Genomic DNA, 16323 nt, shown 5'->3' on the forward strand with positions numbered 1-16323 from the left:
GAAAATATGATTAAAGTAGAATTCGAGCGATTTTAAGAGGCTGAATGGTCTGCAGATTCTCGCTTCATCTTGATCTTTAGATACAACGAAGTCATTATTGTGCCGATAGTTCCACATATAATATCGAGCATTGAATGTTCCGAATTTCTTCAACACTTGGTTGATTTACGTTTAACGATTTATGAATGTCGTTAAACGTAATCATGCTATCTTTTCCTGGAATCCGAGAAATGACCTCCGATATATTTCTGTCCGACATTTGCTCATACAACAAACTGTTCATATAATTTCGCCCGCAAAGTCCTCAGCCGCCTCTTTCACTTCCTCGTTTTCTGACGCCAATCCGATTTCAACATATTTTTTTAAAAGATGTGGTATCGCCTCATGTACAAGCTCCAACAGTCGACGAAACTCCCACTCATCTTCAAAATCAATACTTTTTCGGGCAGCTTCGGGAAAAAATGAAACGAGCCAGCTAGAAGGGATCTTTTTAATCTGACTTTGTGCTAATGTGATCGGTCCTATATTTTGACCCTTACACGCATATTCAATAAGTACAACAAGGAGCTTCAAACCGGTTTCTGGAGGGTATTCTGAAATTTTATCCATACGATCGTATGATTCAGGACATATTTCATTTACGTCTTCAGTTACTTGAATTTCATAAGGGTGTCTATGATCCAAATAGCCGTACATCATCATATTACGGTTTCCGAATGACACTTCGCAAAACTCGGCAGGATAAAATTCATCTCCGTTTAAACATCGTTCCAGCCTGCTCATGATATATTCGATAACTTCATCCTCCAGTTGTAGAAACAGGGTAGATTCTTTGTAACTTAATGTATCCTGCTCGTTGCTGCATGAAATCGTCAGACTTCGTATTTGCTTTTGATTTATACGCGATGCATTACTTAACCGGAGATTTGCATGTGCCCCGTTCAAAGCTGCCTTCAAAACTCCAATAAGGTCTTTTGCACCGTAGACATCAAATATTATATCGATAGAATGCTTACCGCTTTTGTTTATACTTATCATTTTTTGATTCACCCTGTTCAAATAAATGATTCGGTCATTGTGACTCGTGTTTAACCATGGTCAAAATCCAAATCATAAATATCCACCCAAGTCATATCAAAAACCAAACGGTTCATCCATGAAAAATACCAGTCTTTCCTCAAGGCCTTCTACTTCAAGACATGAATCCCCACTGCCTTGCAACCAGTAATCCGAATCTTCACTTGGGTTCTCAACTGGCTCACCTATGGGCCCATTGTAAACTAGCATTCTCATATAACTTGGCTCCTAAAAATATGTTGTCTCAGGCAATTCAGAGTCCTCAATCCACTGAGTTTTTTCAGTTCTTTCTCCGGTTTTACTCTTATAATTGTTCTTCAACGAATTTATTCCACGATGGCGTATTGAAAGCAGAACATAAACCTTCTTTTTGGTAAGACGCAATGTCATTTATAATCGGCTTCAATTTGAAATCAATTTCTTTCTCGGCCATTTCATTAATTAACATCATGGTCTTCTCAACCGCATTGGCTTTGATAAAACAATATAAGGAATCCAAGCTGAGCTTTGGCTCTTCCCTTGCCGCATTCTCCAAATAGGTTCCCCACTCATACCAGCCGTCGTCTTCTAAGTCGGTGAAATTTTCAATGGGTGGAAAAGATGAATAAGAGATGTATTTGTTCTCCCACTTAAAACCCAGACTCTCTGCAATGACTTTGGAACCTGAATTGGATGAGACGCAAAGCCACTCAATATGGTTGTAACCTTTTTCCAAGCAGAGCTGGACAACCGCGGACACGACCTTTTTGGCAAATCCCATTTTCCTGTATTTAGGATCGGTATGGATTCCTATAGCAATCCTGTCCCCTGCACAGCAGTCACTTAATGACCAACTGACAATGTGATCGTCCTTGCGTATATAGCAGCCACAGCCTGATTCATCAAACCGCTCTTCGCTTCCCCATGCTTCTGCCCAATCATAGATCCGGTTCGCATTGATGTAGTTTTTATGCTTCAATTCCTTCAGATTGACATATTCTAATACATATCCCTCAGGTAGAGAGTCATCCGCTTGGATAAAATCCATTCTAGTCAGGGTATACCTATACCTTATATACTCTCTAATAAAGCGATTAGGATGTATGTCCGCTATTTTCGCTCTCCACTCTTCCGTATCAGGTGTTACACTATCCCAAAAATCAAGCACTCCAGAAATTTCCCGATTGAAATCTTCATGGGCAACACTGCCTGCCATCAGTTTTGTTTCGCTGGTTTCAATGAACACAGCATTCGGTTGTTGCTCTGAATTAACCATAACTTTACCTGGCAGCTCCCCGTCCAGAACCGAAAACACAGAGAGTTCGTTCTGGCTTTTTACAAGATGTCTTACCTTTCCATAATCCTGTTTTTTAAGAGTAATCATTATTCACTTCTCCTAGTAGAGTCATCCATTCATTTTTCGGATCAGCCGGTACGATCTCAACATATTCAACTAAAGCACCATTACTATCTTCTATTTTAGGAGTAGGATTACCTTTTCTAATCTGTCCAATAAGAATGCCGTCTGAATTGTATTCAAGTTCTTCTTTTACGTTGTTGATCATGTTTTTTAGAGAATCGTTCAATTTCTTAACCTCCTTGCAAAAAAAGCTCATTCCTCCTCATCGTTCAAGTTAGAATAAGCCTTTATCAAATGTAGATAGCAAGTTGTAAATTTTTAATGTTCCTCAAAAATAGCATCTGACACAAGTACATCCAGCTGTTCCGGATTAATTTTAATTTTCGTCTTTATTCATACCTTCGCTTTCCGCTTCCATTCTAATAAGCAGTTCTTTCACGAAGGCCTTCATCGCCTGCCCCATCTTCCCTTGCCGGTAATTTTCTACCTGGACTCCGTCCTCTCCATCACTCTTCGCAATCCATCCTCCGCCAGTTCCAAAACCATAGGTCAGCATCTCCTGCTTCCATACATGTCCCCGCCGCTCGAGCAGTGTCAGCCTGCCATGCTCTGTCGCCTCATCCATCATACTCTTCAGTCGTTTGGTATCTGTTTCGTTCATACTCATGTCCGTGCCTGCTTCTTCCCCATCAGGAAGCAAAGCATCATATACTTCCTCTGAAATTGTAAAAGGGGCTGCGAAACCTTGAGGCCCTTCCGATGAATCAGCAGGAAACACATGCTCCAGGAACATCGTAGCCGACTGGACATTAGCTATAGCGCTAATACGAAATGTATCTCTTTTCTCCTCATCCTCGATCCGTTCAATAACCATCTGCGGCAACATATGCATATATCCGTCATAGACGGGTATACCCCGCCGTATGATTTGGAGCCTCATCGCATAAGGACTGTCCATTACCGCCATAAAGGCTTCCATAACAGGCTCGACTTCGAGTTCATCTTCCTTCTGTATGAGCAGCCCTGCTTCCAGCAAGTTTTGCTTGCACTGCCCCCATTCCTCTTCCAGTTCATCCTTCAGAGAGCCGCGATACGGATCCGCAAAACCCGCTATGCCGCTGCTTTCAAGCATGTGCATCAGAAAGAACAGCTCACGATCTCCGATGACCCGGATCATTTTATCGTTCTCATTTAGTGCCACTTCGGTCATTACTGTACCTCCATAGATTCCACAATTTCCCTTTGGTGAGGTACTCATATTTTGTCACGCTTTCTTGAGCTTTGTCAAAGCAACCTTGGAACTACAGCTCTGTATATTTGAAAAAGCGACTTTATCCCTGCGCAGCCTTCTGAGCTCCATGACTTAAGCCTTATATCCGCATATCGCCGCGCAAACTCCATATATATGATAAGAATCATCTTTTTAACTTACAGAGGGGGGAGTTCTCGTGCATCAAGACGAGATTGCGGAACTGGAACGGGCTATCTCGGAAATAACGGAGATCGCTACAGGCTTTGGCCTTGATTTTTACCCCATGCGTTATGAAATCTGCCCGGCAGACATCATATACACCTTTGGGGCATACGGAATGCCCACCCGCTTCAGCCATTGGAGCTTCGGAAAAACCTTCAACAAAATGAAGATGCAGTACGATTTTGGACTTAGCAAAATATACGAGCTGGTCATCAACTCTAACCCCTGTTATGCTTTTTTGCTCGATGGAAACTCCTTGATCCAGAACAAGCTGATCGTTGCTCATGTTCTTGCGCACTGCGATTTCTTCAAAAATAATGCCCGCTTCTCCGTCTCCAACCGCAATATGGTCGAGAGCATGTCCGCCACCGCCGAACGAATCTCCCGCTACGAACTGGAACATGGAACGGATGCTGTTGAGAAATTCATTGACGCGGTTCTGGCTATCCAGGAGCATGTAGATCCGCAAATACTCAGGCCTGAAAAACTCGATAAGCAGAGATATACGGAAAGGATCATCCAAGGGCAAAAGGATGACGCGAAACGTCAAAAAACGATTGGACCCTATGACGACCTTTGGGAGACGGAACAGGACAGCAACGTTCAACCAGCAGAAGAAATGTCACTCCATCGGAGGTTCCCACCTGTGCCGGAGAAGGATATTATGTGGTTCATTCAGGAGCATTCTGAAATATTGGAGGATTGGCAGCGGGACATCATGAGTATGCTGCGTGAGGAGATGTTGTATTTCTGGCCCCAGATGGAGACCAAGATCATGAATGAAGGTTGGGCTTCGTACTGGCATCAACGCATCTTACGCGAGATGGACCTAACCAGCGAGGAAACCGTGGAATTTGCGAAGCTTAACGCTTCCGTTGTGCAGCCGTCCCGTCATAGCTTGAACCCGTACTACCTGGGACTGAAAATATTCGAGGATATCGAACGCCGCTGGGATCGGGAAAAAATATTCGAGGTCCGCGAATACGATTCCGACATCTCGTTCTTGCGAAATTACCTGACCAAAGAGCTGGTTAACGACCTCGATCTGTACGTCTTTGAGAAAAAAGGACCGGAGTGGAAAATAACCGACAAGTCATGGGAGAACATCCGTGATCAACTTGTCGTTTCCCGTGTAAACGGCGGATCTCCTTACCTTGTCGTACAGGATGGAGATTACCACCGTTCCGGGGAATTAATGATTAAACATCAATACGAAGGAACAGAGTTGGATCTGAAGTATATGGAACGCACGCTGCCATACGTATATCACCTGTGGGGTAAGCCTGTGCACCTGCACAGTGTCATCGAGACTAAACCAATCATGTTCTCCTACGACGGAAAAAAACTTCATCGACGATTTATATGAGTTATTAAGGACCTCACTCGCTCTATTATGCGTCTTCGCCGTGAAGACGTTTCGAGTGTACAAAGAAACCGTTCTTTTCGTAAGTGGTTGGGTGGTACGCCCATTTACTAAAGAACGGTTTGTTTATGTGTAAATCTTTTAGGCCGCAAGCAGCGGAGAGGACGAATCGATTCCGGAAAAGCGGTAGCGGTAAAAGCTTCCCAAAGGAAAGCTCGCATCGAAAGCATACGCTCCTAAAGCAATACCTATGGAAATTCCACTCGCCATCTTATTTCCAGACTTGATTCCGCGTTTCATTATATAGGCTCACCCTTACTTTGATACCACAGCCTCTACCTTTGCAGCAGAGCTCTGCTGCAGAGTTTCCAAATCTTCCGCCAACTTCTCCATCATCTTGACGAAGGCCGCCAGTTCCTGGGAGCTTGCAGCCTGGTTTCGGGCATTAATAGAAGTTTGCTCAGATTCATACTCTACCTGCTCCAGCTTTCGGATGATGCCCGACACCTTGCTCTGAATTTCCTCCATTGCTGTCCGGGAATGCTTCGCCAGCTTACGTACCTCACCGGCTACCACTTCAAATCCCCGTCCGTACTCACCTGCATGTGCAGCTTCAATTGCGGCATTCAGACCGAGCAGATGACTTTGGTCCGAAATTTCCCGGATGAGCGTTCCCATTTGCTCGATATGGAGAATCTCCTGGTTCAGCTCTCCCGTCAACGTATGTGCTTTCTCCTGAGCTTCCGCTGTCTTAGTGGCGTTATCCGCCATTAGCGCTGCACTCTGATCCAGCTCCACGATCATTAAAGTCAGCTCCTGGACTATTGCAGTAATCGCTTTCAACATATTCTCTTGTTCTGCCGCAAGCGCATGAATTCGTTCCTTTTCTTTCATATTGTAGGCTTCTAGGACAAGCTGAGAATCCAGGTTGAACATCTTGCTCAGTGCATGAACAACATATATCCAGCCATCTGGTACGATCTGTTTCAGCAGGTCTGTGGCAATGTCCAGATACACCATGTAGCTTCCCAAATAATAGTCGGTTGTCAGACCAACCCGGGAATGGACTTGTCCAATTTTAATCCGGTTATCGATATATGCGTCATCAACGATTCCATCTGCTAGTGACATCCAGTAAACGCGTTGGGTTTCTTTCAGTCTGTCCACTGTCGAAGTCATACCGATAATTTTCATCAGCTCAGGCTGTGTTCCGATTTGATCATAAAATCGTCCAACGACTTCTTCCACCACTTTTTTAAAGATGTCACGATGACTAGCCAAAAGTAATAGTTCCTTGTCACTGAGCCCGAGATACTCCAACTGTTTGCGTCTTTCAGGGGATACGTCGATCATTTCGAAAATTTTCACTCCCAATTCGGTGATCTATATCACAAAATTTTATACACGATGGGTTCATTATAGACTATTTCTACTATAGACACATAATCCCAAAGGCCCAATTATATGTATATTTGCACCAAGGAACTATCTTTTCTCCCAAAACATGATTACTTTTAGCATGATTCGTTTCCGAAAACGGCCCACATTTCCCACAGAACAATTTTTGTACAGCAAAAGCGGCCTTTTCTAAAGGCCGCTGCTTTCCTATTCGTCATTATCTGTTCAGCAGGCTTCCCACGTACCTCAGCAGCTCATTCGCGCATACCGGGCAATAACCATGCCCCTCAATCAAACGGGAGCTTACCTCATTGATTCGCTTGAGCTGTACAGCGTCCGGCGTTTTGGTTGAGGTGGTAATTTTTACAATATCTTTCAAGTCCGCAAACAGCTTTTTCTCAATGGCTTCACGCAGACGTTCATGATTGTGATACTCGAATTTTTTGCCCTTACGGGAGTATGCGGATATCCGAATCATGATCTCCTCTCGGAAAGCTTTCTTCGCATTCTCAGATACCCCGATCTGCTCCTCAATGGAGCGCATCAGCCTTTCATCCGGATCCATCTCCTCATCGGTAAGCGGATCACGAATTTTGCTCCAGTTACAGAACGCTTCGATATTATCAAGATAGTTCTCAAACAACGTTTTAGCAGACTCCTCGAAAGAATACACAAACGCCTTCTGAACTTCTTTTTTGGCGAGATCATCGTATTCCTTGCGTGCAGCAGAGATAAAATTCAAATATTTATCCCGCTCTTCTTTTGTAATGGAGGCATGCTGATCCAGCCCATCCTTAATGGCACGCAGCATATCCAGTGCGTTAATGCACTGAAGATCTTGTCTGATCAAGGCACTTGATATTCGGTTAATGACATACCGTGGATCTACGCCGGACATGCCCTCTTCCGAATACTCGCTCTGCATCTCCTTCAAATCAGCTTCCTTGTAACCTTCTACTTCTTCTCCATCATACATGCGCATTTTTTTGATCAGATCCATACCCTGCTTTTTAGTTTCCTTCAAACGGGTCAGTATGGAAAAAATAGCGGCCGAGCGCAGTGCATGAGGTGCAATATGAATATGCTTCATATCGCTTTGTCCAATCAGTTTATCGTATATTTTCTCCTCGTCACTCACTCTCAGGTTATAAGGGATCGGCATAACGATCATCCGGGATTGGAGCGCCTCATTTTTCTTGTTCGCAATAAAAGCTTTATATTCCGTTTCGTTTGTATGGGCTACAATAAGTTCATCCGCACTAATGAGCGCAAACCGGCCGGCCTTGAAGTTGCCTTCCTGGGTCAAGGAAAGCAGATTCCACAGAAACTTTTCATCACATTTCAGCATTTCCTGAAATTCCATCAATCCCCGGTTCGCCTTGTTCAGTTCACCATCAAAGCGGTATGCACGTGGATCGGATTCCGAACCATATTCGGTAATGGTGGAGAAGTCGATACTACCTGTCAAATCTGCGATGTCCTGAGACTTCGGATCAGAAGGGCTAAATGTACCGATACCCGTTCGGCCCTCCTCCGAGATGAGCACGCGTTCCACCATTACCGACTCTATATCACCGCTATACTCCGTTTTCAGCCGCATTTGGCAGGAAGGGCATAGATTCCCCTCAATGCGGACGCCGAGCTGTTTCTCCACTTCAGGCCTCAGCTCGAGCGGTATCAGATGCAGAGGTTCTTCATGCATGGGGCAACCGGATATTGCGTATACAGCTCCCCTTTCTGTACGTGAATGCTTCTCAAGCCCGCGCTTCAAGAGTGTGACGAGCGTTGATTTACCACCGCTGACTGGGCCCATCAACAGCAATATCCGTTTACGGACATCCAGCCTACGGGCCGCGGAATGAAAGTACTCTTCTACAAGCTTTTCAACTGCCCGATCCAGACCAAATATTTCCTGTTCAAAAAATTTGTATTTTTTCCGGCCTCCACTCTCCTCAAATCCATAAGATTCGATCATGTCGTATACGCGCGCATGCGCGGTCATGGCGGGAGAAGGATCCTTCTTAATTATTTCGATATATTCCCTGAATGTGCCGCTCCACGCCAGACGATCGCTCTCTGCCCGATACGATGCTATGCGTTTGAAAATATCCATACCGCTACCTCCTATGACTCTGATTATGAGGATTGGCTTCCATTCCACTCGTGTCGTTAACCCTTTAACCACCGAAAAAGTGTATTACATACCTATGCGGCGTACTCGGAATAGTTGACCAGTTTTCGAACTAAAGAGCTTCCTTTTTCTACGAATACGGGTGCTGTCACCTGTACATACGCACATCCGTTCCCGACATGTTATACTGATGGAATAGAGTGCCGCAGGCGCTTTCTGACATGTTAATTACAAAGGAGAAAGCCATGGCGATAAAACATGAATCCGAGCTGTACGCTCCATTGAAAACTTTTTTTGAGCTGCACGGATTTAACATCAAAGCCGAAGTACGTAATTGTGATATGGTCGGCATGAAAGACAGCTTGGATGAGCCGCTGATCGTAGAAATGAAAAAAACATTCAACCTGGCACTTCTGTTGCAGGGCCTGGAACGCCTCAAGATGAGCCCTCTCGTGTACTTGGCCGTAGAAAAGAGCCGGGCTAAAAAAGGGGCGGTTAACCAGCGCTGGTCGGAGCTAAGCAGCTTATGCCGCAAGCTCGGCCTCGGACTAATTACAGTTACGTTCTATAAGACGAAAGCCCCGCTTGTAGAAGTACTATGCGAGCCTGGTGAAGGGAACGGTACAGACCGCAAAGCGCCGAGAAGACGTGAAAAATTGCTGGTGGAATTTCGCGAGCGCAGCGGAGATTATAACACGGGCGGCGTAACACGGGCCAAACTCGTTACAGCCTACCGTGAAAAGGCACTTCGCGTTGCTGTGGCTATACAGCAGTTGAGCGTTATAGATAAGCTTACAGAAGCGCCTGGCTCTGACTCTGAACTCAGTCAGCTTCCGGAGAAGAGCAGAACGAAGACAGATTCCCCTCTCAATTCAGGCATTACACCCGCCGCTATAAGGAACTTAACCGGAGTCGGCAACGCCGCCGCCATTCTTCAGCACAATTATTACGGATGGTTCGACCGTGTCGGACGCGGACGCTATATTCTTACGAAGACTGGCTTACAAGCATTACAAGACTACGCATCCGTCCTTGAATCCTCTTCAATCTCTGGACACATCCCTTATTCCTCATACACAAATAAATGATGACGATCATTACATATGCATTGAACATACAAAAAGGGGCTGTTTACGGTATCCAATACATTGGATACTGTAGACAACCCCTATTTATGATTTAACGCTTCCTGAAATGGTTGACTAGCTGCGGGCGGTAAATTCCATAACCGCTTCACTGATCAGGTTCATGCCAAGGAGCAGCTCATCTCTTCCGGGATGGGTAAAGTTCAAACGTATACTTTCATTAGCCTCATCTCCCGGTGAACACATGGAGCCGGGCAGGAAACCAACCCCCTTCAGCAAAGAGCCTCTCAGCAGCGCGTCTCCATTCAGCCCTGCTGGCAGAGTCACCCACAGGAACATGCCGCCAGATGGAACCTCGTAAGCCGCGTCCTTCCACGCGTTCCGTTTGAGCAGCTCAACCATCAGTTTCAGCCGTGTTCCGTACTCTCTGTTCAGCATCAGGATATGCTCGTCATAATTAAAATGCTTCGAATCCAATAGATGGTGAAGCAGCCGCTGATTTAACAAACTGGACTGCCAATCCGCCATTTGTTTAACTGCCGTCATCATCTCAATAATCTGCCGATTTCCCACTGCCCACCCGGTCCGGAGGGCTGGAGCAACGGTTTTACTGAAAGAGCCCACATACAGAACATGATCTCCTTGCTTCTCCTCCAGTGAAATCAGCGATGGAAGCTGCGGTGGTGATATTCCCCCTTGCGGAAAATACAAATCCCCGACCGAATCATCCTCAACGATTAGTACATCATGTGCTTCACATAACCGCAGCACTTCTTTACGTCGTTCCAGGCTCCACAGCACACCTGTCGGATTGGTGAAGTTTGGGGCGGCCAGCAGCAGTTTCGGATGATTCACCTCGATAAGAGCCTCCAGGGAATCAGGTAAGATCCCATTACAATCCCCCGCCACCGGAATGATGTGAGCACCCTGCAGCCTAAGCACTTGGAGCAGGCCCGGTGAAGTCGGATTTTCCACAAGAACGCTATCTCCAGGATCCACATACCCCCTGATCAGCAGATCCAGTGCTTGCTGGGTTCCAGTGGTCAGCAATATTTGCTCCGGAGACATGTTCAGCTTCTTACGACGGCTCCAGTCACGACTGAGCCATTCACGCAGCGGACCATACCCTTCAGCTTCCCCGTACTGAAGCGAACGACGATCGGCGTTAAGTACGGAGCTGGCGGCCTCAGCCAGTGACGGCAGAGGGAATAGCTCTTCAGCAGGAAGCTCTTCCGCCAGAGAAATAAAAGAATCCCGCTTCGCAAGTTCCCGAATACTGCGCAGCGGGGAAGACAATAAGGCCTGTGCACGGGAAGCAAAGGAATACTGCATCGAAATCCCTCCTTCTAACCGTTTTCAAATCCTCGGTTTAATTCTAGTCAGCCTCTTTAAGGTATTCCTAGTCTTTCACGATTATAACTTACGTCGCTATTTAAGCATACAATTGACGTCCTTGGTGCGTATATAGCGCGTACTTCTCAATAGCTTGAGCTCTTGTGCTTACACCTAGCTTCACATAAATTTTGCGAAGATAATTGTCTATCGAACGCCGGCTCACTTCAATTTCAAGAGCGATTTTATCATAGGTAATCCCCTGAACGATTCTCTCCATGATAAATGTTTCCGTCTCGGAAAGTGGAAGACCTCCTTCAGACATTGCAGAGGCAGTCAGCGGCCAAATACCCTGCTTAACCCATTCCAACGGCAACGTTGTGACACCTTCCCGCAGACCTGCGATCATGTGCATAAGCTGGAAAGGAGACGCCTGTTTCGATAAAAGTCCACTCGCTCCTCGGCTAATTAATGCTTGAAGCAATGAAAGTCCGTCATTATCTGTCATAATAATGACATGAGACTCCGGTGACAGAAGCTTCATCTGCTCCAGCACGGTTTCGGCAGTTGTATCCGGAAGCCGGTAATCCAGCAAAACGAGGTCAGGCACGATTTCTCCTACCATCCTGATTCCTTCCTGAGAGGAAGAAACCATCCCGAGCACACTCAATTGTTTCTCTTCTTCCAAAATCAATTTGGTTCCCAGCATACTCGTAGGATGACTTCCCACAATAACTACTCGCCAAACCTGATTCATGATCCTTTAAACCCCCTATTTCAAACAAGCTAAAATCTTAGTAGAGTTAAGCACAGCTATTCTTAGGAAATCTGCTGCAGCATCCAAAATACGAAACGCGAAATGTCGTTGTTTGCCGCTCTATAGCCCCGCCGGACGTTTTCGAACTGGACATAAGATGAAAGTAATTCTAGAGACTTAGACCCAGGCAGGACAGCATGGCAAACGACTTATATGTATCTCTTTAGATAAACAAATCTATACAGATTGTATCCCACTTTCCTCGTTATAAGCAATCTATTTTTGACAATTGATAGATGTTTTTTCGTCTTTGCGAAATTATTTTTACCATGATAGAATGATTACTGGAAAAAATGATAGGTATTGCAAGGAGTGATGAGATGCCAACGTTGGAAACAGAGACAATACCTCCTTATCCATCACGGGAAACTTCGTCCCGTAAAGGACCAAAAGCACGATGGTTTTGGATGTTTTGGATCATATTTATCGCGCTAGGTGTGGCTGGAGCCTACTCATATAGCAATCATTTAAAAAAAGAAATGATAGCGCAGCTGCAGCAGGATACCCAAAGAGAGATGGCGGCCCTAAAGGCCCAGTATGACAGCCGCTTTACAGAGCTGTCTGAGCAGATGAAAGAAATGCAGAGTATGGTGCAGTCCTTCAATGAACTGCTGACGTTTACAAAAGACCAGGCCAGCGGAAAGACGGACAACAGCAATAAGCTGTACAGCCAGCTGAACGAAGTAAAACAGCAGCTTAACAAGCTTGAACGAAAAATGGAGCTATTAAAGTGAAAACGTTGACCCGCATGACTCCCAAACAAGTCAACCGGTGGTTCATGCTTGCCCTTGCGCCGTTTATAGGCGCCTCGCTCTGCATTTGGCTTTTATCCGAACCACCACGTCTTGAGCTGGATACTTCCGCCTATGTCCCAGACTCCGGTTTATCGGAAGAAACGGGCCACATTGTCCAAGGCCTGGATCAAGCTGCACTCACGGTGGACAAGACCATTGCTTCCATTGAGAAAACAGGCAGATTGTATCAGCAAACAACTGCAGCCATGAGCAGTATCCTTAAGGATGCTACAGCTCAGGCTGAAGTGCCAGAACGAGTGTACAACCGGAGGATTACAGCCAAGCTGGGTGTCCCTACGGAGAGAGTCAGTAGTGACCGAATCAACATCGAACTCTTCAAAGTAAATCCCGGATCGTATCACGGGTACGCCATGAAAGTAAAGCTCAACGATCCGAACGCAATGGCTATGTCACTCGGAAACGACACTGGAAAAAGCGGCTCTACCGAAACGACGTTACAGGCGGTTAACCGCCATGGTGCAGTAGCCGGAATTAATGCAGGAGGTTATGCCGACGGTAACGGAGGCAGACACCCCTTAAGCACAACGTTCATCGACGGCAAATATGTAACCGGATTTCAGCCCTCTTTCAAAGATCTGGCCTTCGTGGGGCTTAATCAATCCGGCCAACTGATCGGCGGCAAATTCTGGAGCCAAGAACAGCTTGACCAGCTGGATCCCAAGTTCGGGGCTACATTCGTTCCTGTATTGATTAAGAATGGCAAAAAAATGCCGATTCCCGAGAAATGGAAAACGGCGCCAGCACGTGCTCCCCGTACCGTCATCGCGAACTATAAAGACGACCAACTGCTCATTATCGTGACTGAAGGTTATGATGAAAAAGGAAAGTCAGGCGCAACTTTACAGGAGTTGCAAAACAAGCTGTACAACCTGGGTGTGAAAGACGCCTATAATCTGGACGGCGGCGGTTCCTCTTCCTTAATCCTGAACGGAAGAGTTGTGAATAAGCCTTCCGATGGAAGACTTCGACCCGTTCCAACGCACTTTTTATTTTTTAAGTAGCCGTAATTTCGCACTAAATCTATGATATACGTCATATTCTCATTTATTTTTTCACCAAGGCTGGGTATAATAAGAAATAGCTTAGCAGGAGGTGGCCTTAAATGTCTTTCTCTTTAACCTTTTGGATCGTCACTCTGGTTCTTGTCTTATACTTGGTCGGCATTTTGACTGCATCGTACAATGAAGATAAAACCAAAGGCCTGTAAGACGCGGCTTCCTCAAATTGAGGAAGCTTTTTCTTTTGTCCGCACTAAACAAAACAAAAAAGCACCGCAATAGCGGCGCCCCATCGCACTTCATTAAGCATGTTTCGGAAGCTGGTTCATCTCGGTCATGCATTGTGCGCATATATAACGTTCTTTAAACTCGCTTACTCCATCCATGGATCCGCAAAATACGCATTTAGGACGATAGCGTTCCAAAATAATATGGTCACCCTGTACTAAAATTTCAACAGGATCGCCCTCGTTCATTTGATATCTCTTGCGCAGTGATTTGGGCAGGACGATTCTCCCCAGCTGATCCACCTTACGTACAACACCAGCAGGTTTCATAACAATGATACACCTCTCCGTTCAACAAGTAATTTCTGCATTATTCCCAGTCTTATGATAAAATGGGCCTAGTATAATAGTTCGATATAGAGTTGTCGAATCCTGCTAGTTTTTAAGAAATTATTTGTTTTTTTACTTTTCTTTAACATCATTATAGGTAGCGTGTCTGAGAAAATGTGTATAACAGTACATTTATTCCTAATTCATATCCGGAAAATCCAGCTGGCGAAGTGCCTCAAATACGACAATTGCTGCTGAATTGGAGAGGTTCAAGGAACGCACCTTGTCCGTCATCGGCATACGGATGCAGTGATCGGGATTCGCAGCCAGCAGCTCAGGAGGAAGACCTTTCGTCTCTTTACCGAATACGAGGAAGTCACCGTCCTGATAAGCAATATCGGTATAGCGTTTATCCGATTTGGTTGATGCGTAGAAGAATCGCCCCTCCGGATAAAGCTCCTTAAGCTCCTCAAATGAATCATGATACTCGATGTGTACAGCGTACCAATAATCGAGTCCCGCACGCTTCAGTGTTTTATCGTCCGTATTAAAGCCCAGCGGCCGCACCAAGTGCAAATGTGTCCCGGTTGCTGCGCAAGTTCTAGCTATATTTCCCGTATTGGCCGGTATTTCAGGCTCAACGAGTACGATGTGTAATGCCATGTTGTAACAATCCACCCTTTTCATCTATTTTCTTCTATTATAACTTAAAAATCAGATTTCATCGCAATCGCACAAAAGAACCTTCCGTCATGACGGAAGGTTCCTCAGTTTGCATTTATCCGTGAGTCCGCTTAAAATGTCCCATAAACTCAACAAGTGCTTTACAGCTTTCCAAAGGAACAGCATTATAAATCGAAGCTCGCAATCCCCCCACACTGCGGTGGCCCTTAAGACCAACAAATCCTTCTTGCTCAGAGGCTTTAATAAATGCCTTTTCCAGCTCCTCCGATTCCAAGCGGAATGTGACGTTCATGTCAGAACGATTGCCCGCATCCACACAGCCACGATAGAAGCCTTCACTTCCGTCGATCATATCATAGAGAAGTGCCGCTTTTTCCCGGTTCAGGTCACGTATTCCCTCTAAACCGCCGCGCTCTTCAATCCATTTGAGAACTTCATTAATCATATATACCCCGAAAGATGGAGGTGTATTGTACAGCGAGTCGTTGCTTGTATGTGTACTGTAACGCAGCATCGTTGGAAGATGCTTCGGCGAGCTTGTAATCATATCTTCTTTTGCAATCACAACGGTTACCCCGGATGGACCTAGGTTTTTCTGTGCTCCGGCATACACCATTGCGAACTGTTTCATATCAAACGGTCGGCTCAAGATGTCACTGGACATATCGCAAATCAGAGGTACAGATCCGGTATCCGGGAACTGCTTGAACTGAGTTCCTCCAATCGTTTCATTGGAAGTGATATGCAAGTAAGCTGGATTGTCAGATAACGAAATATCAGTCAGCTTAGGTAGCGACATGTAATTGTCAGCTTCAGATGATGCCGCGATATGTGTCTCGCCGATCAACTTCGCTTCTTTGTAAGCTTTATCGGCCCAGCTCCCAGTCATCACATAGTTGGCCTGCTGTCCCTGACCAAGGAAGTTCATCGGAATCATGGCGAACTGGGTGCTCGCTCCGCCTTGTAGAAACAAGACCTTGTAACCGTCAGGATTGCCGAGTAGAGCTAAAAGTCGCTCCTGCGCCTCCTTATGAACCGACTCATAGATGGCTCCACGATGAGACATTTCCATGATGGACATGCCGCTCTCCCTAAAATCAACAAATTCCGCCTGCGCCCGCTCCAGTACTTCCAACGGCAATGCGGCCGGTCCTGCGTTAAAATTATAAGCTCTTTTGTTCAAACGACTCTCCACCCTTTCTTTATCTACCTCACTAAAGATTTTCGCTTATCATAGCAACAATCCGGAAGTG

The 16323-nt window shown here is 45.6% G+C and carries 18 protein-coding genes; 4 read left to right on the forward strand and 14 right to left on the reverse strand.

Going from position 1 to position 16323, the window contains the following annotated elements:
* Positions 1-94: 94 nt before the first annotated feature.
* The 6 genes from MNQ98_RS23355 to MNQ98_RS23380 form a co-directional block, all read right to left on the reverse strand.
* Positions 95-283 carry a hypothetical protein gene (locus tag MNQ98_RS23355; protein WP_241930391.1) on the reverse strand — a complete coding sequence of 63 codons (189 nt, stop codon included), beginning with the start codon at positions 281-283 and terminating at the stop codon, positions 95-97.
* Entirely contained in the window at positions 280-1038 is a 759-nt protein-coding gene (locus MNQ98_RS23360) for a hypothetical protein (protein WP_241930392.1), read from the reverse strand. The genes MNQ98_RS23355 and MNQ98_RS23360 overlap by 4 nt, the downstream gene beginning before the upstream one ends.
* A gap of 96 nt (positions 1039-1134) precedes the next feature.
* The gene (locus MNQ98_RS23365) at positions 1135-1293 is read right to left on the reverse strand and encodes a hypothetical protein (RefSeq protein ID WP_241930393.1); all 159 of its coding nucleotides are present in this window, start codon (positions 1291-1293) and stop codon (positions 1135-1137) included.
* Positions 1294-1381: 88 nt separating this feature from the next.
* Positions 1382-2440 carry a GNAT family N-acetyltransferase gene (locus MNQ98_RS23370; RefSeq protein WP_241930394.1) on the reverse strand — a complete coding sequence of 353 codons (1059 nt, stop codon included), beginning with the start codon at positions 2438-2440 and terminating at the stop codon, positions 1382-1384.
* Positions 2427-2642: a hypothetical protein gene (locus MNQ98_RS23375; RefSeq protein ID WP_241930395.1), complete on the reverse strand. Its 216-nt coding sequence runs from the start codon at positions 2640-2642 to the stop codon at positions 2427-2429. Before MNQ98_RS23375 ends, MNQ98_RS23370 begins: the two co-directional genes overlap by 14 nt.
* 150 nt (positions 2643-2792) lie before the next feature.
* Positions 2793-3626 (reverse strand): hypothetical protein, encoded by an 834-nt coding sequence (locus MNQ98_RS23380; RefSeq protein WP_241930396.1) that lies wholly within the window; start codon positions 3624-3626, stop codon positions 2793-2795.
* Between the two features lie 238 nt (positions 3627-3864).
* On the opposite strand from MNQ98_RS23380, the gene MNQ98_RS23385 reads away from it, so the two are divergent.
* A complete protein-coding gene (locus MNQ98_RS23385; protein WP_241930397.1) occupies positions 3865-5256 on the forward strand; it encodes a SpoVR family protein in 1392 nt (463 codons plus the stop codon).
* A gap of 138 nt (positions 5257-5394) precedes the next feature.
* Here MNQ98_RS23385 and MNQ98_RS23390 read toward each other — a convergent pair whose 3' ends face one another.
* The 3 genes from MNQ98_RS23390 to MNQ98_RS23400 all read right to left on the reverse strand — a co-directional run bounded on the left by MNQ98_RS23390 (position 5395) and on the right by MNQ98_RS23400 (position 8764).
* The gene (locus MNQ98_RS23390; protein WP_241930398.1) at positions 5395-5553 is read right to left on the reverse strand and encodes a hypothetical protein; all 159 of its coding nucleotides are present in this window, start codon (positions 5551-5553) and stop codon (positions 5395-5397) included.
* Between the two features lie 15 nt (positions 5554-5568).
* Complete coding sequence (locus MNQ98_RS23395) at positions 5569-6606, reverse strand: globin-coupled sensor protein (protein WP_241930399.1); 1038 nt, start codon at positions 6604-6606, stop codon at positions 5569-5571.
* A gap of 262 nt (positions 6607-6868) precedes the next feature.
* Entirely contained in the window at positions 6869-8764 is a 1896-nt protein-coding gene (locus MNQ98_RS23400) for a PrkA family serine protein kinase (protein WP_241930400.1), read from the reverse strand.
* Positions 8765-9027: 263 nt separating this feature from the next.
* Here MNQ98_RS23400 and MNQ98_RS23405 point away from each other — a divergent pair, with 263 nt between their 5' ends.
* Positions 9028-9870 (forward strand): DUF2161 family putative PD-(D/E)XK-type phosphodiesterase, encoded by an 843-nt coding sequence (locus tag MNQ98_RS23405; RefSeq protein ID WP_241930401.1) that lies wholly within the window; start codon positions 9028-9030, stop codon positions 9868-9870.
* Positions 9871-9984: 114 nt separating this feature from the next.
* On the opposite strand, the gene MNQ98_RS23410 is transcribed toward MNQ98_RS23405, so the two are convergent.
* Positions 9985-11199: an aminotransferase-like domain-containing protein gene (locus MNQ98_RS23410; protein WP_241930402.1), complete on the reverse strand. Its 1215-nt coding sequence runs from the start codon at positions 11197-11199 to the stop codon at positions 9985-9987.
* A gap of 100 nt (positions 11200-11299) precedes the next feature.
* A complete protein-coding gene (locus MNQ98_RS23415; RefSeq protein ID WP_208918171.1) occupies positions 11300-11956 on the reverse strand; it encodes a response regulator transcription factor in 657 nt (218 codons plus the stop codon).
* A 380-nt stretch (positions 11957-12336) separates the two neighbouring features.
* On the opposite strand from MNQ98_RS23415, the gene MNQ98_RS23420 reads away from it, so the two are divergent.
* Both MNQ98_RS23420 and MNQ98_RS23425 read left to right on the forward strand, forming a co-directional pair.
* The gene (locus MNQ98_RS23420) at positions 12337-12750 is read left to right on the forward strand and encodes a hypothetical protein (RefSeq protein WP_241930403.1); all 414 of its coding nucleotides are present in this window, start codon (positions 12337-12339) and stop codon (positions 12748-12750) included.
* Between the two features lie 14 nt (positions 12751-12764).
* Positions 12765-13832 (forward strand): phosphodiester glycosidase family protein, encoded by a 1068-nt coding sequence (locus MNQ98_RS23425; RefSeq protein WP_241934017.1) that lies wholly within the window; start codon positions 12765-12767, stop codon positions 13830-13832.
* A gap of 299 nt (positions 13833-14131) precedes the next feature.
* On the opposite strand, the gene MNQ98_RS23430 is transcribed toward MNQ98_RS23425, so the two are convergent.
* From MNQ98_RS23430 to serC, 3 genes are all read right to left on the reverse strand, one after another.
* The gene (locus tag MNQ98_RS23430; protein WP_208918169.1) at positions 14132-14386 is read right to left on the reverse strand and encodes an AbrB/MazE/SpoVT family DNA-binding domain-containing protein; all 255 of its coding nucleotides are present in this window, start codon (positions 14384-14386) and stop codon (positions 14132-14134) included.
* Positions 14387-14584: 198 nt separating this feature from the next.
* Positions 14585-15049: a tRNA (uridine(34)/cytosine(34)/5-carboxymethylaminomethyluridine(34)-2'-O)-methyltransferase TrmL gene (trmL, locus tag MNQ98_RS23435; RefSeq protein ID WP_241930404.1), complete on the reverse strand. Its 465-nt coding sequence runs from the start codon at positions 15047-15049 to the stop codon at positions 14585-14587.
* Positions 15050-15164: 115 nt separating this feature from the next.
* On the reverse strand, positions 15165-16253 hold the full coding sequence (serC, locus tag MNQ98_RS23440) for a 3-phosphoserine/phosphohydroxythreonine transaminase (protein ID WP_241930405.1): 1089 nt from the start codon (positions 16251-16253) through the stop codon (positions 15165-15167).
* Positions 16254-16323: the final 70 nt, after the last annotated feature.

This window comes from Paenibacillus sp. N3/727 (assembly GCF_022637315.1).
GTDB lineage: Bacteria > Bacillota > Bacilli > Paenibacillales > Paenibacillaceae > Paenibacillus_AQ > Paenibacillus_AQ uliginis.